The sequence below is a fragment of the Bradyrhizobium sp. WBOS08 genome (genome assembly GCF_024585125.1).
Classification (GTDB): Bacteria; Pseudomonadota; Alphaproteobacteria; order Rhizobiales; family Xanthobacteraceae; genus Bradyrhizobium; species Bradyrhizobium japonicum_B.
Window position 1 is genome coordinate 4,573,782 of the sequence record NZ_CP028988.1, and the last position, 15,703, is coordinate 4,589,484.

General features: G+C 65.0%; 14 protein-coding genes. 10 read left to right on the top strand and 4 right to left on the bottom strand.

Annotation, left to right across the window (positions count from 1 at the left end; genetic code table 11):
• Positions 1–12 precede the first annotated feature (12 nt).
• Complete coding sequence (locus tag DCM80_RS21510) at positions 13–807, bottom strand: enoyl-CoA hydratase/isomerase family protein (RefSeq protein ID WP_257193568.1); 795 nt, start codon at positions 805–807, stop codon at positions 13–15.
• A 224-nt stretch (positions 808–1,031) separates the two neighbouring features.
• Between DCM80_RS21510 and DCM80_RS21515 the strand changes: the two genes are divergently transcribed.
• Positions 1,032–2,252, top strand: coding sequence for an NAD(P)/FAD-dependent oxidoreductase (locus tag DCM80_RS21515; protein WP_257193569.1), 1,221 nt, complete (start codon positions 1,032–1,034; stop codon positions 2,250–2,252).
• Here the strand turns inward: DCM80_RS21515 and DCM80_RS21520 are convergent, their stop codons facing one another.
• Together DCM80_RS21520 and DCM80_RS21525 are read right to left on the bottom strand one after the other, a co-directional pair.
• Positions 2,253–3,170, bottom strand: coding sequence for a ribokinase (locus DCM80_RS21520; RefSeq protein WP_257193570.1), 918 nt, complete (start codon positions 3,168–3,170; stop codon positions 2,253–2,255). It lies immediately after the preceding gene.
• 6 nt (positions 3,171–3,176) lie between these two features.
• Positions 3,177–4,070: a sugar kinase gene (locus DCM80_RS21525; RefSeq protein WP_257193571.1), complete on the bottom strand. Its 894-nt coding sequence runs from the start codon at positions 4,068–4,070 to the stop codon at positions 3,177–3,179.
• Between the two features lie 224 nt (positions 4,071–4,294).
• On the opposite strand from DCM80_RS21525, the gene DCM80_RS21530 reads away from it, so the two are divergent.
• The 9 genes from DCM80_RS21530 to DCM80_RS21570 all read left to right on the top strand — a co-directional run bounded on the left by DCM80_RS21530 (position 4,295) and on the right by DCM80_RS21570 (position 14,314).
• Positions 4,295–5,143, top strand: a complete 849-nt coding sequence (locus DCM80_RS21530; RefSeq protein ID WP_028135184.1) for a VOC family protein — start codon at positions 4,295–4,297, stop codon at positions 5,141–5,143.
• 155 nt (positions 5,144–5,298) lie between these two features.
• Entirely contained in the window at positions 5,299–6,030 is a 732-nt protein-coding gene (locus tag DCM80_RS21535; protein WP_257193572.1) for a TetR/AcrR family transcriptional regulator, read from the top strand.
• Between the two features lie 416 nt (positions 6,031–6,446).
• Entirely contained in the window at positions 6,447–7,256 is an 810-nt protein-coding gene (locus DCM80_RS21540; protein WP_135162343.1) for an ABC transporter permease, read from the top strand.
• A gap of 57 nt (positions 7,257–7,313) precedes the next feature.
• Positions 7,314–8,306, top strand: coding sequence for an ABC transporter substrate-binding protein (locus tag DCM80_RS21545; protein ID WP_257193573.1), 993 nt, complete (start codon positions 7,314–7,316; stop codon positions 8,304–8,306).
• A 151-nt stretch (positions 8,307–8,457) separates the two neighbouring features.
• Positions 8,458–9,300, top strand: coding sequence for an ABC transporter ATP-binding protein (locus tag DCM80_RS21550; RefSeq protein WP_257197997.1), 843 nt, complete (start codon positions 8,458–8,460; stop codon positions 9,298–9,300).
• A gap of 218 nt (positions 9,301–9,518) precedes the next feature.
• The gene (locus tag DCM80_RS21555) at positions 9,519–10,916 is read left to right on the top strand and encodes a hypothetical protein (RefSeq protein ID WP_257193574.1); all 1,398 of its coding nucleotides are present in this window, start codon (positions 9,519–9,521) and stop codon (positions 10,914–10,916) included.
• On the top strand, positions 10,913–12,064 hold the full coding sequence (locus DCM80_RS21560; RefSeq protein ID WP_257193575.1) for a Gfo/Idh/MocA family protein: 1,152 nt from the start codon (positions 10,913–10,915) through the stop codon (positions 12,062–12,064). The genes DCM80_RS21555 and DCM80_RS21560 overlap by 4 nt, the downstream gene beginning before the upstream one ends.
• Before the next feature lie 196 nt (positions 12,065–12,260).
• The gene (locus tag DCM80_RS21565; RefSeq protein WP_257193576.1) at positions 12,261–13,451 is read left to right on the top strand and encodes a dihydrodipicolinate synthase family protein; all 1,191 of its coding nucleotides are present in this window, start codon (positions 12,261–12,263) and stop codon (positions 13,449–13,451) included.
• On the top strand, positions 13,451–14,314 hold the full coding sequence (locus DCM80_RS21570; RefSeq protein WP_257193577.1) for a sugar phosphate isomerase/epimerase: 864 nt from the start codon (positions 13,451–13,453) through the stop codon (positions 14,312–14,314). Before DCM80_RS21565 ends, DCM80_RS21570 begins: the two co-directional genes overlap by 1 nt.
• A gap of 109 nt (positions 14,315–14,423) precedes the next feature.
• Here DCM80_RS21570 and DCM80_RS21575 read toward each other — a convergent pair whose 3' ends face one another.
• The gene (locus DCM80_RS21575) at positions 14,424–15,644 is read right to left on the bottom strand and encodes a cytochrome P450 (RefSeq protein WP_257193578.1); all 1,221 of its coding nucleotides are present in this window, start codon (positions 15,642–15,644) and stop codon (positions 14,424–14,426) included.
• Positions 15,645–15,703 lie beyond the last annotated feature (59 nt).

Genomic DNA, 15,703 nt, shown 5'->3' on the forward strand with positions numbered 1-15,703 from the left:
GCGGGCGCGGCGCTATTTGCCCTTGCTGGTGAACTTCTTCACGGCGGTGCGGAAGTCCTCGGTGTTCATCGCCATGATGATCTTGTGCTCCTCGGCATCGAGCTGCTGCTTCACCGGCGTGGTCGCGGCCTGATAGACCAGCTGCTTGGTGCCTGATATCGCCGCCGGCGGGTTCTGCGCCAGACGCTCGGCGAGCTGTCGCGTCGCCGCCTTCAGCTCCGCGGCGGCAACGACCTTGGCGACCAGGCCCCATTCATGGGCCTGCTGCGCGGTGAAATTGTCCTCGGACAGGAAGATCTGCAGCGCCCGCCGCGAGCCGACCGTGCCGACGATGCCGACCGTGGAGCCGCCGTCCGGCGACACGCCGATCTTGGCATAGGCTGGCGTGAACTTGGTGTCGTCGGCGGCGATGCAGAGATCGGTGACGAAGGCGAGGCCCATGCCGGCACCGGCGGCCGAGCCGTGGACGCTCGACAGCGAGATCTTCGGCATGCGCCTGACGATCTCGATGAAGGCATGATAGTGCTTCAGGAGCTCGCCGACGACCGGCGTCACGGTGCCGGCCTCGGCGGCCGCACCGATCGTCTGCAGATCGCCGCCGGCCGAGAAGGCGCGGCCTTCGCCTTCGATCACCAGGACCTTGATGGCGTCGTCGCCCTCAATATAGGCCGCGAGCTGCTCGAGCTTCTGCGCAATCGCAAGGTTGATCGAGTTGCATGCGGCAGGGCGGTTGAGCGTGATGGTCGCGATCGGGCCGTCGACCTTGAGCAGGGCGGGATCGTCGGACTTTGAGACGGGAGCTGGCATTTCGAAATCCCCGGCATGAGGTGATTGCTGCAACTAAATCGCAGAAGCCGAGGGGTGACAATCCCCGCCTGCTGCTCTTGCACTGGGCCAAACGATAGGCTCAAATGGGCAGGCCTTTTCCAAGGGACGGACACGAGCGCCGGCTCCTCGTAAGGTCAGCAACCAGAATCAGCGAGAGGAGATGGCATGGGTCGCGCTCGTGTCTTCGGGAAATGGGCTGTCCAATGAGCGACGGTGCGGTGATCATCGTCGGTGCCGGCCATGGCGGCTACCAGGTCGCGGCATCGCTGCGCCAGGCCGGCTTTTCCGGCCGCGTCTGCCTGATCAACGACGAGGCGCATCTGCCCTATCAGCGGCCGCCGCTGTCCAAGGCTTACATCAAGGGCTCGGCCGGTCCCGAGAGCCTGATGTTCCGCCCCGAGAAGTTCTACCACGACCAGAAGATCGAGCTGATCGCCGGCCGCGCGGCCTCGATCGACCGCGCCGCGCACAAGGTGCTCCTCGCCTCGGGCGAAGCGCTCGATTACGGCCATCTCGTGCTGGCGACCGGCGCGCGCAACCGGCTGCTCGATCTGCCCAACGCTAACCTGCCCGACGTGAAATATCTGCGCATCCTCGACGAGAGCGAGGCGCTGCGGGCGATCATGCCCTCGAAGACGCGCGCCGTGATCATCGGCGCCGGCTTCATCGGCCTCGAATTCGCCGCCACCGCGCGGATCAAGGGCCTCGAGGTCGATGTGCTCGAGCTCGCCCCGCGCGTGATGGCCCGGGCGGTGACGGCGGAGGTGTCGGAGTATTTCCAAGAGCGTCATCGCGAGGCCGGCATCCGCATCCACCTCGGCGTCCAGGCGACCTCGATCGAGGCGGAGGGCGGCAAGGTCACCGGCGTCTCCTTGAGCGACGGACGGCATTTGCCCGCCGACCTCGTCGTGGTCGGCGTCGGCGTGCTGCCGAACATCGAGCTCGCGGCGGAGGCAGGGCTGCCGGTCGCGGCCGGCATCATCGTCGACGAATATCTTGCGACGGCCGACCCAGACATCTCCGCGATCGGCGATTGCGCGCTGTTCGCAAGCCCGCGCTTCGGCGGATCGCTGCGGCTGGAATCGGTGCAGAACGCGACCGACCATGCCCGCTGCCTCGCGGCGCGGCTGACCGGCGACAAGAAGCCTTATGACGGCCATCCCTGGTTCTGGAGCGACCAGGGCGACGACAAGCTCCAGATCGCGGGACTGACCACCGGCTATGACCGCGTCGTGCTGCGCGGCAACCCCGCGAACAAGGCGTTCTCGGCCTTCTGCTACAAGGGCGACAGGCTGCTCGGCATCGAATCGATCAACCGCGCCGGCGATCACATGTTCGGCCGCCGCCTGCAGGCCATGGACCGCTCGATCACGCCGGAGCAGGCCGCGGACGAAAGCTTCGACCTGAAGAGCGCGCTGGCGTAATCAAGAGGCACCAAGAACAGCCTTGACCTCCGCGGCCGTCGGCATCGACGGCCCCGCGCCCATCCGCTGCACGCTGATCGAGGCGGCGGCATTGGCGAAGGCGAGGGCGGCGCGCAAAGGCACATCGTCGGCAAGTTGCGCGGCGAGCGCGCCGACAAAGCAGTCGCCGGCGCCGGTGGTGTCGATCGCCTTCACGGCGCGCCCCGGCACGGTGATCTCTTCGCGCCCGGCAAGCGCAAGCACGCCGCGCTTGCCGAGCGTGACGCAGATGGTCTGATCCTGACGCGCCTGGAGTTTTCGCGCGACGTCGATGATCCTTGCGGCCTCATCGTCGTCCGACAACTCGCTGCCCCCGAGGAAACCGAGCTCGGTCTCGTTCAGCACGAGGATGTCGACCAGCGCCAGCAGCTCGCCCGGCATCTTCTGCGCCGGCGCAGGGTTCAAGACAGTCACGGCGCCGGCCTCACGCGCGCGCCCGAAGAATGCAGCAATCGTCGGCAGCGGAATCTCGAACTGGCTGACCGCGACGTCGCCCTTCAGCAGCGGCACCACCTCGACGTCCTCAGCGCCGACCAGCCCGTTCGCCCCGGGAACGACGACGATGGTGTTATCGGCCTCCGCCACCGTAATGATCGCGGTCCCGGTGTGCGCCTCGGCCGTCTCCACGACATAGCCGAGATCGATGCCCTGAACGGCGAGAAAGGTCCTCAGCTCGGCCCCGAACGAATCCTTCCCCAGCCGCCCGATCAACGTCGTCCCGGCGCCGAGCCGTGACGCTGCCACGGCTTGGTTGGCGCCTTTTCCGCCCGGAAAGTACAGCACCTGCCGGCCCGCGACGGTCTCGCCGACCTTCGGATGGCGATCGGCCGTCGCCACCACATCCATGTTGATGCTGCCCGCAACGAAGACGCGTCCCATCTCAATCTAGACCCTGACCTCGAACTCGTGCCTGACCTTGGCGATGTCGACCAGCGTCGGCAGGCCGGCCTCGTTGCCAAGGCGCTGGATCTTGAAGGTCGAGGCGGCGCGCGCGAAATCGAAATGCTCGCGCCAGCTTTTGCCGGGATGGGCGAGGTAGGAATAGACATAGGCGCCGTGGAAGACGTCGCCGGCGCCGTTGGTGTCGATCACGCGCTCGCGCGGGATCGGCATCGCCGGCATCACCTGCACCGTTCCGGTCTCGTCGTACCAGAAGAGGCCCTTCTCGCCCATGGTGACGCCGCCGATCTTGCATCCGCGGCTCTTGAGGTAGTCGAGCATCTTCTCGGGCGTCTGGTCCATCTGCTCGCACAGGCGCTCGGCGACGATGGCGACGTCGATGAATTCCAGGAGCTCGTGGGTGTTGGTGCGCAGGCCGCCGCCATCGAGCGAGGTCAGGATGCCGGCCTCGCGGCAGACCTTGGCGTAGTGGATCGCCGCATCCGGCTGGTGGCCGTCGACATGCAGCGCGCGGCAGCCGCCGAGGTTGAGCATCGGAAAGGGGTGGATGTGCTCGTCGTCGCGGCAGCGGACGATGGCGCGCTTGCCGTCCTTGGGCATGATGAAGGAAAGCGAGGATTGGTTGACCTTCCGCCCGTGCAGCGAGATCGCGTATTTCGCGCACATGTCCTGGAACATGCGTCCCAGCCAGTCATTGGCCACCGTCGCGATGAGATCCGGCACGATGCCGAGCTTGGCGCAGCAGAACGCCGCCGTCACGGCGTTGCCGCCGAAGGAGACCGCATAGTCCGAGGCCACGTGCTTTTCGTCGCCGCTCGGCATGTGGTCGGTGATGAAGACGACGTCGATATAGGTCTGTCCGATGAAGAGAGCCTGCATTGCCTGTCCGTCATGCGCTTGTGGTCCCGGCCGGTGCGCTTACTGTAGCACCGGTTCCGCTCCGGCGGGACGCTGAAATTATTCGCAAAACTGCCGCCCGAAGCGCTTGAGGTCAGCATGGTCAGGGAATACGACCATCACCGGGCAATGCCAAGCCCGGACAAACGCCGTGTTTCGGCCCATGGGTTCCAGGGCCATGAAAGGGGCGATCAGAGGGAGAAGAAATGATCACCGGCCTCGATCACGTCGTCGTTCTGGTAAGGGACATCGGGGCGGCCAAGGCGGCCTACCAGACGCTGCTCGCCCGCGCGCCGGCCTGGCAGAACTCGGGCGAGGGCGCCGATCGCGTGCTGTTCACCCTCGCAAACATGACGATCGAGTTGATGGCGCCAAGCGGCTTCAGCGTGACGGCAGATCGCATGCGGGCACTGCTCGATGACCAGGAGGGGATGCTCGCCAGCCTGTGCTTCCGTGTCGCGGACATGAGCCGGATGCACCGCCGGCTGGAGCGGGTGGCCCTGAACCCGGATCCGGTCACCGAGGTCGAGAGCAGCGACACCGAAACAGGCAACGTCCTGCACTGGAAGCGCACACGCGCCGCCACGGAGCTCACGCGCGGCGTGCGCATGTTCTTCCTCGAGCTGGCCGACGAGCGTCCGCTTTCCCCGGCCACCGACATCGCGCCGATCGACGCGCTCGACCATGTCGTGGTCACCACCGAGGATTCAGAACGGGCCGCTGCACTGTACGGCGCGCGGCTCGGCCTCGATCTGGCGCTCGACCGCTCGCACCAGGATTGGGGCCAGCTGATGTTCTTCCGCTGCGGCGACCTCATCGTCGAGGTGGTCCGCCGGCCCGTCGCCGGCAGCGACCTCGCGCATGACCGTCTGTGGGGCCTGAGCTGGCGCGTTGCCGATATCGACGCCACTCGCGCCCGCCTGATCGCGGCCGGCCTCGACCTCAGCGAAGTGCGCAACGGCCGCAAGCCGGGCACGCGGATCATGACGGTGCGGAGCGGCACCTGCGGCGTGCAGACCGTGCTGCTGGAGCGCTCGCCGAAGCCGGTGGAGTGAGGGCGGTCCCGTAGGGTGGGCAAAGCGAAGCGTGCCCACGTCTTGGCTGCTCGATGAGAAGACGTGGGCACGGCGCAAGTGCGCCTTTGCCTACCCTACGAAACTGCGTCCGGGCACGAGATCGTTCTCAAATGCTCGCCCGCATGATACATGCGATGGACCACCCAGCGAGCACCGGTTTGGCGAAGGCAAAGCGAACTCTGAAATGGCAGCGCGACCCCGAGGGGATGCGGCTGCGCATTCTCGAAGCCGCCAAGCAGGAGTTTTCTGCCCATGGTCTTGCCGGCGCGCGGGTCGACCGCATCGCGGCCAAGGCCGGCGCCAACAAGCGCATGCTGTACTACCACGTCGGCAACAAGGACGAGCTCTACCTGGCGGTGCTCGAAGGCGCCTATGACAAGATCCGCAGCGAGGAGCGGGGGCTCGATCTCGAGCATCTCGATCCGCCCGAGGCGATCAGGCGGCTGATCGAGTTCACCTGGAATTACTTCCTGCGCAATCCGGAATTCCTGTCGCTGCTCCAGACCGAGAACCTCGCGCGCGCCAAGCACCTGAAGAAATCGACCAAGGTCAAGTCGATGCACTCGCCCTTCGTCGAGATGATCCGCACCGTGGTGCGGCGCGGCGTCGAATCCGGCGACTTCAAGGTCGCGGTCGATCCGGTGCAGCTCTACATCTCGATCGCGGCGCTCAGCTTCTTCTACCTCTCCAACTCGGCGACGCTCAGCGTGATCTTCGGCCGCGATCTCTTGGACAAGAAGGCCAAGGACGAGCGGCTCGCGCACATGGTGGGCCTCGTGCTGGCTGCGCTGACGGGACAGTCCGTGGCCCTGTTCGAGATCGCAAAGGCACCGAAGTCGCGCGCTGCCGTGGCGCAGACGGCGTAGCCAAGCATTCCAGCGTCGGCGGATTTGGCATCCGCCGTTTCCGGATCCTCCGCTGTCATTGCCCGCGCAGGCGGGCAATCCAGTATTCCCAGAAGCGGTTGTGATTGAGCGCGAAGCCGCGACGTACTGGATTCCCCGCCTGCGCGGGGAATGACAGCGAGGGTGGGGCGGTCGCGTGCCCCGGACGCAGCGCAGCGCGTCTTCGCGGTGCGCTGCAGAGCCGGGGCCATGCCACGGCCGAGCACGACGACTCTGGGTCCCGGCTCTGCGCAGCAGCGTTGCACGCTGCAGCGCGTCCGGGACACGAGAGGAGCCCCCGGAACCCCCGCACAAAACGTCACAGGGAAAGCTCTGGACAGTATTTATCCAACGGGTTAATTTCTTGCCACAACGAAGAAGACTGCCGGGAGTGAAAATTGGCCGAGCCGAAGCCGCAAAACGCTGTTTCCAAGCTGCTGAATGCAGCGTGGGTTCGGCCGTTCTTGTTCCTGGTCTTCATCGTCGTCGCCTGGGATCTGGCCATCCGGCTGTTCAGGATTCCCGCCTACCAGATCCCGTCGCCGCTCGATGTCGTTGCCGTGCTGCGGACCGAGTGGCCGGAACTGCTGCGCCAGTCCTGGCCGACGACCTATGCGACCGTCTGCGGATTCCTGCTGTCGGCGCTGTTCGGCATTCCCGTCGCGATGCTGATCGCGGGCTCGAAGACGGTGGAGAGCTATGTCTATCCGCTGCTGGTGTTCTCCCAATCCGTGCCGAAGATCGCGATCGCGCCGCTGTTCGTGGTCTGGTTCGGCTTCGGCATCATTCCGAAGGTGATCTCGGCGTTCCTGCTCGGCTTCTTTCCCGTGGTCGTCTCCGCGGTGCAGGGCTTCAAGTCGGTCGATCCCGACATGGTCGACCTCGCCCGCGCCATGCAGGGCAGCCGTTTCCAGGTGTTCCGCGCGGTGAACCTGCCGCATGCGCTGCCGGCGATTTTTTCCGGCCTCAAGGTCTCGGTGACGCTCGCCGTGGTCGGTGCCGTCGTCGGCGAGTTCGTCGGCTCCAATTCCGGCATCGGCTACGTCATGCAGCGCTCGATCGGCACGTTCGACCTGCCGACGATGTTCGCGGCGCTCGTGATCCTCGCGCTGCTCGGCGTGGTCCTGTTCTGGATCGTGGACCGCATCGAGAAGCTGGTCATTCCCTGGCATGTCAGCCAGCGCGAGGATGTGATCTTTGCATCCTGACTAAGACAACGAACGGCCACCAATGGCCGACGTAACAGACGGCAAGGGAGAGAAACGATGAAGCGGTTGATTGGGGCTGTCTCGGCGGTGCTGATGGTTCTTGCGGCCATGCCGGCGCAGGCGGCCGACAAGGTCGTGCTGATGCTGAATTGGTATGTCTATGGCGAGCACGCGCCGTTCTATTACGGCAAGGCCAAGGGCATCTATGCGGCCGAGGGCATCGACCTCGAGATCCAGGAAGGCCGCGGCTCGGCCGCCACCACCCAGGCCGTCGCGGCCAAGACCGCCGATTTCGGCTATGTCGACGTCCCCACCATGATGCGCGCCGCCATCAAGGGGGCGCCCGTGGTTGCGACCGGCGTGCTGCTGCAGACCTCGCCAATGTCCGCCATGGGCTTCGCCGACAAGAACATCAGGAAGCCGGAAGACATCAAGGGCAAGACCGTGGCGATCACGCCGGCGGATTCCATGACCCAGATCTGGCCGCTGTTCCTGAAGAAGACCGGCCTGAAGGAGAGCGATTTCAAGACCGTCGCCGGCGACGGCCAGACCAAGCTCAACGCCGTCATCAACGGCCAGGCTGACCTCTTGCTCGGCTACGTCATGGATCAATCGATGAAGATCAAGGACGCCACCGGCAAGGACGTCTATCCGATCAAGTTCGCCGAGTACGGCATCAACATGGTGTCGTCAGGCATCATCGCCAACACCGATTACGTGAAGGCCAATGCCGACCTCGTCCGCCGCTTCATGTCGGCGACCACGAAAGCGGTCGAAGCCGCCGAGAAGGAGCCGAAGGCGGCGGCGCAATCAATCCTCGATGCCAACCCCAAGGGCGGCAAGATCGACACGCTGACGCAAGGTTTCGAGCTGACCATTCCGCTCTATCGGACCGCGGAGACCAAGGGCAAGCGTCCGTTCCAGGTCACCGACCAGAACATGACGGATTCAGTCAATCTGATGGTCGAATACGGCGGTCTCGACGCCAAGGCCAAGGAGAACCCGAAGGCGTTCTACACCAACGATTATCTGCCGAAGAGCGGGTCGTGAGCAATCAATCTCCACTGTCGTCCCTGCGAACGCAGGGACCCATAACCACCGGCCTTGATGGTTACGGAAGGTCTCAACCCGCGTGCCCGAACGCTCCGGCGCGGCGTATGGGTCCCTGCGTTCGCAGGGACGACGCGTGGAGAGGGTTATGATGAACCCTGCGACCAAGCCAGTCGATATCAACCAGCCCGCGCATCTGCGCCTGGTGAGCGACCGGGCCGGCGATGCGTCGGGCATCAAGCTGTCCGGCGTGTCCAAGACCTATCGGACTCGCGACGGCGACGTGCCGTCGCTGCGGCCGCTCGATTTCCACATCGATGACGGCGAGTTCTTTGTCGTGGTCGGGCCTTCCGGCTGCGGCAAGTCCACGCTGCTCAAGCTGATCTCGGGATTGCTCCCGCCGACATCGGGCGAGATCCTGGTCGAGGGCGAGAAGGTGACGACGCCGCACGGCAATGTCGGCATCGTGTTCCAGAACGCGCTGCTGCTGCCCTGGCGCAACATCCTGGCCAACGTGATGCTGCCGATCGACATGAAGCGCCTGCCGCGGGACAAATATCTTCCCCGTGCCAAGGAGCTGTTGAAGTTGGTGGGGCTCGAAGGCTTCGAGAAGAAGCTACCCTGGCAGCTCTCCGGCGGCATGCAGCAGCGCGCTTCGATCTGCCGCGCGCTGGTGCACGATCCCAGGATCATGCTGATGGACGAGCCGTTCGGCGCGCTCGATGCGCTGACGCGCGAACGCATGAATGTCGAGCTGATGCGGATCCAGCGCGAGACCAGGAAGACGGTGCTCTTGATCACGCATTCGATTCCGGAGGCCGTGTTCCTCGCCGACCGCGTGCTTGTGATGACCGAGCGCCCCGGCGCGATCGCGGCGATCTACGACGTGCCGCTGCCGCGCCCGCGCTCGCTCGACGTGATGGCCGACCCTGTCTTCACCGAGCTCGTGCAACGCATCCGCAGGCACTTCTTCTCGCAAGGCGCGTTGGATTAGGCTGACCATGGGATTTTCAGTGATCGCATCAAGCGCGGTGCGCTCCCTCCCCCGCTTGCGGGGGAGGGTTGGGGAGAGGGTGTCTCCGCTGGCAAGACTCCCCAAGAGGATAGAACCCTCACCCGGCGCTACGCGCCGACCTCTCCCGCAAGCGGGAGAGGCGAGTTGCCCGCGGCCATACTGCTCGCACCAAGTCCACCTCATATCGTTGTAGCACCATGTCCCCCCGCCTGAAGCTGCGAGACATCGCCTTCTTCGAACGTCCCGTGCCATTCGCGCGGCCGTTCCGCTTCGGCGCGATCACGATCAACGCGACGCCGCAGCTGTTCGTGCGGGTGGAGATCGAGGTCGAGGGCAGGGGCGTTGCCGTCGGCGCCAGCGCCGAGCTGCTGGTGCCGAAATGGTTCGACAAACGGCCGGAGCTGTCGCCGGCGCAGACGGTCGATGGGCTGCGACGGTCGCTCGAGATCGCGCGCGGGCTTTATCTGGCACGGACCGGATTTCAGACGGCATTCGATCTGCATGCCTCGTGCATCGGTGCCCAGATCGCGACCTGCGCGAAGAAGAACATTCCGGCGCTTGCTGCGGCTTATGGCCCCGCGGAGATCGACAAGGCCATCCTCGATGCGCTGCTGCGCGCCGTCGAGACCAATTTCTTCGACGGGATGGCCGGCAATATCGCGGGTATCGATGCGCGGCTTTCTCCTGATTTGAGCGAGAGGGAAATCAGGACGTTTCTCTCGGGCCGGGTGCCGCTGCAGCGTGTTGCCATCAGGCATACGGTCGGGCTTGACGATGTCGTTGAAGGCGAGGGCGGCGTTGCCGATCGGCGCGAGAACGTTGGTGCACGCTATTTCAAGCTCAAGCTGTCGGGCGATCCCGCTGCCGACGCGGCGCGGCTCGCACGGGTTGGCAAGGAGCTCGATACGCTTGGGCGGGACTCCAAGGTGACGCTCGACGCCAACGAGCAGTATGCCAACCTTGCGGCGTTGCAAGCCCTGATGGACCGGATCGATCACGACGACGCGCTGCGCACGATCGCCTTGCGCCTGCTCTATATCGAGCAGCCGATGCCGCGCGACATCACGCGGCAATCGCCGCTGGGCGCACTGGCAGATCGCGGTTTCATCATCGACGAAGCCGACGATTCCTACGATGCGTTCCCGGCTGCGCGGGCACTCGGCTATCGCGGCATCTCCTCGAAGTCCTGCAAGGGCCTCTACAAGTCGATCGTCAACGCGACGCGCGCCGCGAAATGGAGCGTGGACGGCGAGATGTGCTTCGTCACCGGCGAAGACCTTACCTGCCAGGCCGGGCTTGCCGTGCAGCAGGACCTCGCCCTCGGCGCCTTCCTCGGCGTCACCCATGCCGAACGCAACGGCCATCACTATGTCGACGGCTTTGGCGGGACGCCCGCCGCTGAGGCGCAAGCTTTCGCGCATGCGCATCCCGATCTCTACGCCGATGCCGGGCAGGGCATCCGGCTCTGTATTCACGACGGCGATCTCCTGACGGGATCGCTTCATGCTGCGGGCTTTGCGACGTCGGTCCATCCGGACTGGTCGGCGCTTCGTCCGCTCGAACAGCCGACATCACTTCAGGAGTATCCGGCATGACCACCCAACGCCTCGGCCTCATCATGAACGGCGTCACCGGCCGCATGGGGCTCAACCAGCACCTGATCCGCTCGATCGTGGCGATCCGCGACCAGGGCGGCGTCCGCCTGAAGAACGGCGACCGCGTCATGCCCGACCCGATCCTGGTCGGCCGCAGCGCCGACAAGGTCGAGGCGCTCGCCAGACGCTTCAACATCACGCGCTGGACCACCGATCTCGATGCCGCGCTCGCCGACAAGAACGACACCATGTTCTTCGACGCCGCGACCACGCAGGCGCGGCCCGGCCTGCTGACCCAGGCCATCAATGCCGGCAAGCACGTCTATTGCGAGAAGCCGATCGCGACGAATCTCGAGGAAGCCGTCGAGGTCGTCAAGCTCGCCAATGCCAAGGGCGTCAAGCACGGCACGGTGCAGGACAAGCTGTTTCTGCCGGGCTTGAAGAAAATCGCCTTCCTGCGGGATTCCGGGTTTTTCGGCCGCATCCTTTCGGTGCGCGGCGAGTTCGGCTATTGGGTGTTCGAAGGCGGCTGGCAGGAGGCGCAGCGGCCGTCCTGGAACTACCGCAGCGAGGACGGCGGCGGCATCATTCTCGACATGGTCTGCCACTGGCGCTACGTGCTCGACAATTTGTTCGGCAACGTCCAGAGCGTCAGCTGCATCGGCAATACCGACATCCCCGAGCGTTTCGACGAGCAAGGCAAGAAGTACAAGGCGACAGCGGACGATTCCGCCTACGCCACGTTCCAACTCGAGGGCGGCATCATCGCCCACATCAACATGTCCTGGGTGACGCGCGTCTATCGCGACGACCTCGTCACCTTCCAGGTCGACGGCACGCACGGCTCGGCGGTCGCGGGGCTCACCGACTGCATGATCCAGGCGCGGCAGGCGACCCCGAGGCCGGTGTGGAATCCCGACGAGAAGCGGCTGCACGATTTCTACGGCGACTGGCAGAGAGTGCCCGACAATGTCAGCTACGACAACGGCTTCAAAGAGCAGTGGGAGATGTTCATCCGCCACCTCTACGAGGATGCGCCCTACAAGTTTACCCTGCTCGAAGGCGCCAAGGGCGTGCAGCTCGCCGAATGCGCACTGAAGAGCTGGAAGGAGCGGCGCTGGATCGACGTCGCCCCGATCAAGGCGTGAGGTCTATTAGGTAAGCCCCGATGTCTACCAAGCCGTCATTGCGAGCGACTTTGTCCGCCGGAGCTCGAAGAGCGAAGGCGGAAGCGAAGCAATCCAGGATCTTTCCGCCGAGGCAGCCTGGATTGCTTCGTCGCCAGCGCAAATTGCTTCGCAATTTGTCGCGAGCTCCTCGCAATGACGCGGAGAGGTCTGAACCATGAATAAGCCCGTCCAACCCATGTCCTCCTTGTCGCTCAAGCTGCCGAAGGCCGATCGCTCGATCGAGACTTACCGGTTAGCTGCCTCGCGCAAATTTCCCGCGAAGCTCGAAGGACCGCTGAATCGCATCGCCTTCTCTGCCGTGCACACAGTGGCCGATCCCTTCGCGGACACCGATCCCTGGCTCTCCGCCGCCGTCGACTGGGACAAGACCATCGCCTTCCGCGAGCACGTCTGGGATCTCGGCCTCGGCGTCGCCGAAGCCATGGACACCGCCCAGCGCGGCATGGGGCTGGACTGGCCGACCTCGCTGGAGCTGATCACGCGCTCGGTCGCCGCCGCCAGGCGCCGCAACGCGCTGGTGTTCTCCGGTGCAGGCACGGATCATCTCGCCGTGGAGGATGCCAGGAGTCTCGACGACGTGATCCGCGCCTATGAGGAGCAGATTTCCGCAATCGAGAAGGTCGGCGGCCGCATCATCCTGATGGCCTCGCGCGCGCTGGCGAAGCTCGGCCGCAATGCCGACGATTACGCCAAGGTCTACGACCGCGTGCTGTCGCAGGTCCGCGAACCCGTGATCATCCACTGGCTCGGCGACATGTTCGATCCGGCGCTATCAGGCTATTGGGGCACTGGCGATCTCGACAAGGCGATGGACATTGCGGTGGCCATCATCAACGGCAACGCCGCCAAGGTCGACGGCGTCAAGGTCTCGCTGCTCGACAAGCAGCGCGAGATCGACATGCGCAGGCGCCTCGACAAGCGCATCAGGATGTACACGGGGGACGACTTCAACTATGCGGAGTTGATCGCCGGCGACGAACAAGGCTTCTCGCATGCGCTGCTCGGCATCTTCGATGCGATCGCGCCGGCGGCGTCCTATGCGCTGTCGCGGCTGGCGGCGGGCGACGAGACCGGCTTCCACGACGTGCTCGGGCCGACGGTGCCGTTGTCGCGTCATATCTTCAAGGCGCCGACGCGGTTCTACAAGACCGGTGTCGTGTTCATGGCCTACCTCAACGGCCACCAGGATCACTTCACCATGGTCGGGGGACAGGAGAGCACGCGGTCCACGCTACATTTGGCCGAGCTGTTCCGTCTCGCCGACAAGGCCGGCCTGCTCGCCAATCCTGAACTCGCGACGCAGCGGATGAAAACCGTGCTCGCCACCCGCGGAATCGAAGCCTGATGCGCGATTTTTCGTCCGACCATCGCTGGCTGTCGCTGAACACGGCGACCGTCCGCAAGCAGGGTGATCTCGTCGCCATCATCGAGGCCTGTGCGAAGCACGGCATCCGGGCCATCGATCCCTGGCGCGACCAGGTCGCAAGCGTCGGCCTCGACCGCGCCGCCCGCGTGGTGCGCGATGCCGGCCTCGAACTGTCAGGCTATTGCCGCGGCGGCATGTTCACCTCTGATACCCCGCGCCGGGGCGAGGTGCGTGACGACAACCGGCGCTGCGTCGACGAAGCCAAGGCGCTGGGCGCGCCCTGCATCGTCCTGGTCGTCGGCGGCCTGCCGCAATATTCGCGGCCCGGCAGCGAAGCCTCGAAGGACATCGCGGCGGCGCGCGGACAGGTCGAGGACGCGATCGCGGAGATGCTTGAGTACGCCCGGCAGGCCAAGCTGCCGCTGGCGATCGAGCCCCTGCATCCGGCCTATGCGGCCGACCGCGCCTGTGTGAACACGACCAAGCAGGCGCTCGATATCTGCGACCGACTCGATCCTGGCCGCAGCGGCATGCTCGGCGTCGCGCTCGACGTCTATCACATCTGGTGGGATCCGGAGCTGATGGGCCAGATCGCGCGCGCCGGCCAGGATCGCCTGCTCGCCTTTCACGTCTGCGACTGGCTGGTGCCGACCAGGGACATTCTCAACGACCGCGGCATGATGGGCGACGGCGTCATCGACATCACATCGGTGCGTCAAGCCGTCGAAGCGCAGGGCTTTGCTGGCTATTCCGAGATCGAGATCTTCTCCGACGACTGGTGGGGCAAGCCGATGGACGAGGTGCTGCGCACCTGCATCGCGCGGCACAGGACGGTGGTTTAGCGGTATTATAAGACCGTTGCCAGTGCCGTTTTCTGTGCCGAATATCGAATTATATCAAGCACTTGGCTACTGTGCATGGGGTTGTTTTCGCAGATTTTGCTGTGCGACCTCAGCCGATCGAGCAGGGCACGCTCAAAAACCCGCGAAACCGCACCCGTCCGCCCCGCACCGGCTTGCCGCTCATGGCATAGTTCGGGAAGCGCGCCAGGAAGCGTGAGATCGCGATCGCCCCTTCCAGCCGCGCCAGCGCCATGCCGGCGCATTGATGCGCACCGGTGGCGAAGGCGAGATGCCGGTTCGGCGCGCGCGCGATGTCGAAGCGTTCGGGGTCGGGAAACTGCGCGGGATCGCGGTTGGCCGCGCCGATGCACAGCGTCACCGACGTGCCGGCCTCCAGCATGACGCCGCCCAGCTCGACGCGCTCGGTGGTCATGCGGTTGCCGAGCTGGTTCGAGCTCTCGTAGCGCAGCATCTCCTCGACCGCGGTCTTGATCATGTCGGGATTGTCGATCAGCCGCTGCTTCTGGTCCGGATGCTGGTCCAGCGCGACGAGGCCGTTGCCGATTAGGTTGGTGGTGGTCTCGTGGCCGGCGTTGAGCAGGAAGATGCAATTGTGCAGCAGCTCCTTCTCGGTCAGTCGCTCGCCGTTTTCCTCCCCCTGGATCAGGCGCGTCAGCACATCGCGCTCGGGATTGCCGGGCCTGGCGCGCCGGCGCTCCACCAGCGTTTCGAGATAGGCCAAAAAGTCTTGCACCGCCTTGTTGCCGCGCGCAGCCGCGTCGGGCGACACTACGGGCTCGAGCGCGCCGAGGATCGCCAGCGACCAGTCGCGCAGCGGCCCGCGCTCGTCATGGGGCACGTCGAGCAGATTGCCGATCACCTCGATCGGGATGGAGGCCGCGAAATCCTCGATCAGCTCGCATCGTCCCTTGGCCGCGATAGCATCAAGCAGGCCGTCGACGAGCTTGATGAGATCGCCCTCCATGCCGGCGATCGCCCGCGGCGACAGCGCGCCCATGATCAGGCGGCGCACCCGCGTATGCGAGGGCGGATCGTTGAAGACGAGGCTGGTGGTGTGATGCTCGTAGAGCGGGGTGTCGCCGTATTTCGGCAAGAACTCGCGCTTCTTGTCCGAACTGAACGATTTGGTGTTCTTGTAGGTGGTGACGAGATCGTCGTAGCGGGTCAGGAACACGGTGCCGCTGCGCAGCCGCTTGACCGGCTCGTTTTCCCGCAGTGCACGATAGGTCGGATAGGGGTTGTCGTAGAACTCGGGCGTCAGCTTCTCGAGGTCGAAGCTTGCCGCCAGCTCCTTCGCATCTGCGTTCATCCCGTTATACTCGCCGGTTAAAGCCGTTATGCCGTTTTTGTTGTTCTGATCGGCGCATG

Excerpts from the sequence above, each read along its gene's own strand:
- DCM80_RS21510 (WP_257193568.1), bottom strand. The coding sequence starts at position 807 with ATGCCAGCTCCCGTCTCAAAGTCCGACGATCCCGCCCTGCTCAAGGTC.
- DCM80_RS21515 (WP_257193569.1), top strand. The coding sequence starts at position 1,032 with ATGAGCGACGGTGCGGTGATCATCGTCGGTGCCGGCCATGGCGGCTAC.
- DCM80_RS21520 (WP_257193570.1), bottom strand. The coding sequence starts at position 3,170 with ATGGGACGCGTCTTCGTTGCGGGCAGCATCAACATGGATGTGGTGGCG.
- DCM80_RS21525 (WP_257193571.1), bottom strand. The coding sequence starts at position 4,070 with ATGCAGGCTCTCTTCATCGGACAGACCTATATCGACGTCGTCTTCATC.
- DCM80_RS21530 (WP_028135184.1), top strand. The coding sequence starts at position 4,295 with ATGATCACCGGCCTCGATCACGTCGTCGTTCTGGTAAGGGACATCGGG.
- DCM80_RS21535 (WP_257193572.1), top strand. The coding sequence starts at position 5,299 with ATGGACCACCCAGCGAGCACCGGTTTGGCGAAGGCAAAGCGAACTCTG.
- DCM80_RS21545 (WP_257193573.1), top strand. The coding sequence starts at position 7,314 with ATGAAGCGGTTGATTGGGGCTGTCTCGGCGGTGCTGATGGTTCTTGCG.
- DCM80_RS21550 (WP_257197997.1), top strand. The coding sequence starts at position 8,458 with ATGAACCCTGCGACCAAGCCAGTCGATATCAACCAGCCCGCGCATCTG.
- DCM80_RS21555 (WP_257193574.1), top strand. The coding sequence starts at position 9,519 with ATGTCCCCCCGCCTGAAGCTGCGAGACATCGCCTTCTTCGAACGTCCC.
- DCM80_RS21560 (WP_257193575.1), top strand. The coding sequence starts at position 10,913 with ATGACCACCCAACGCCTCGGCCTCATCATGAACGGCGTCACCGGCCGC.
- DCM80_RS21565 (WP_257193576.1), top strand. The coding sequence starts at position 12,261 with ATGAATAAGCCCGTCCAACCCATGTCCTCCTTGTCGCTCAAGCTGCCG.
- DCM80_RS21570 (WP_257193577.1), top strand. The coding sequence starts at position 13,451 with ATGCGCGATTTTTCGTCCGACCATCGCTGGCTGTCGCTGAACACGGCG.
- DCM80_RS21575 (WP_257193578.1), bottom strand. The coding sequence starts at position 15,644 with ATGAACGCAGATGCGAAGGAGCTGGCGGCAAGCTTCGACCTCGAGAAG.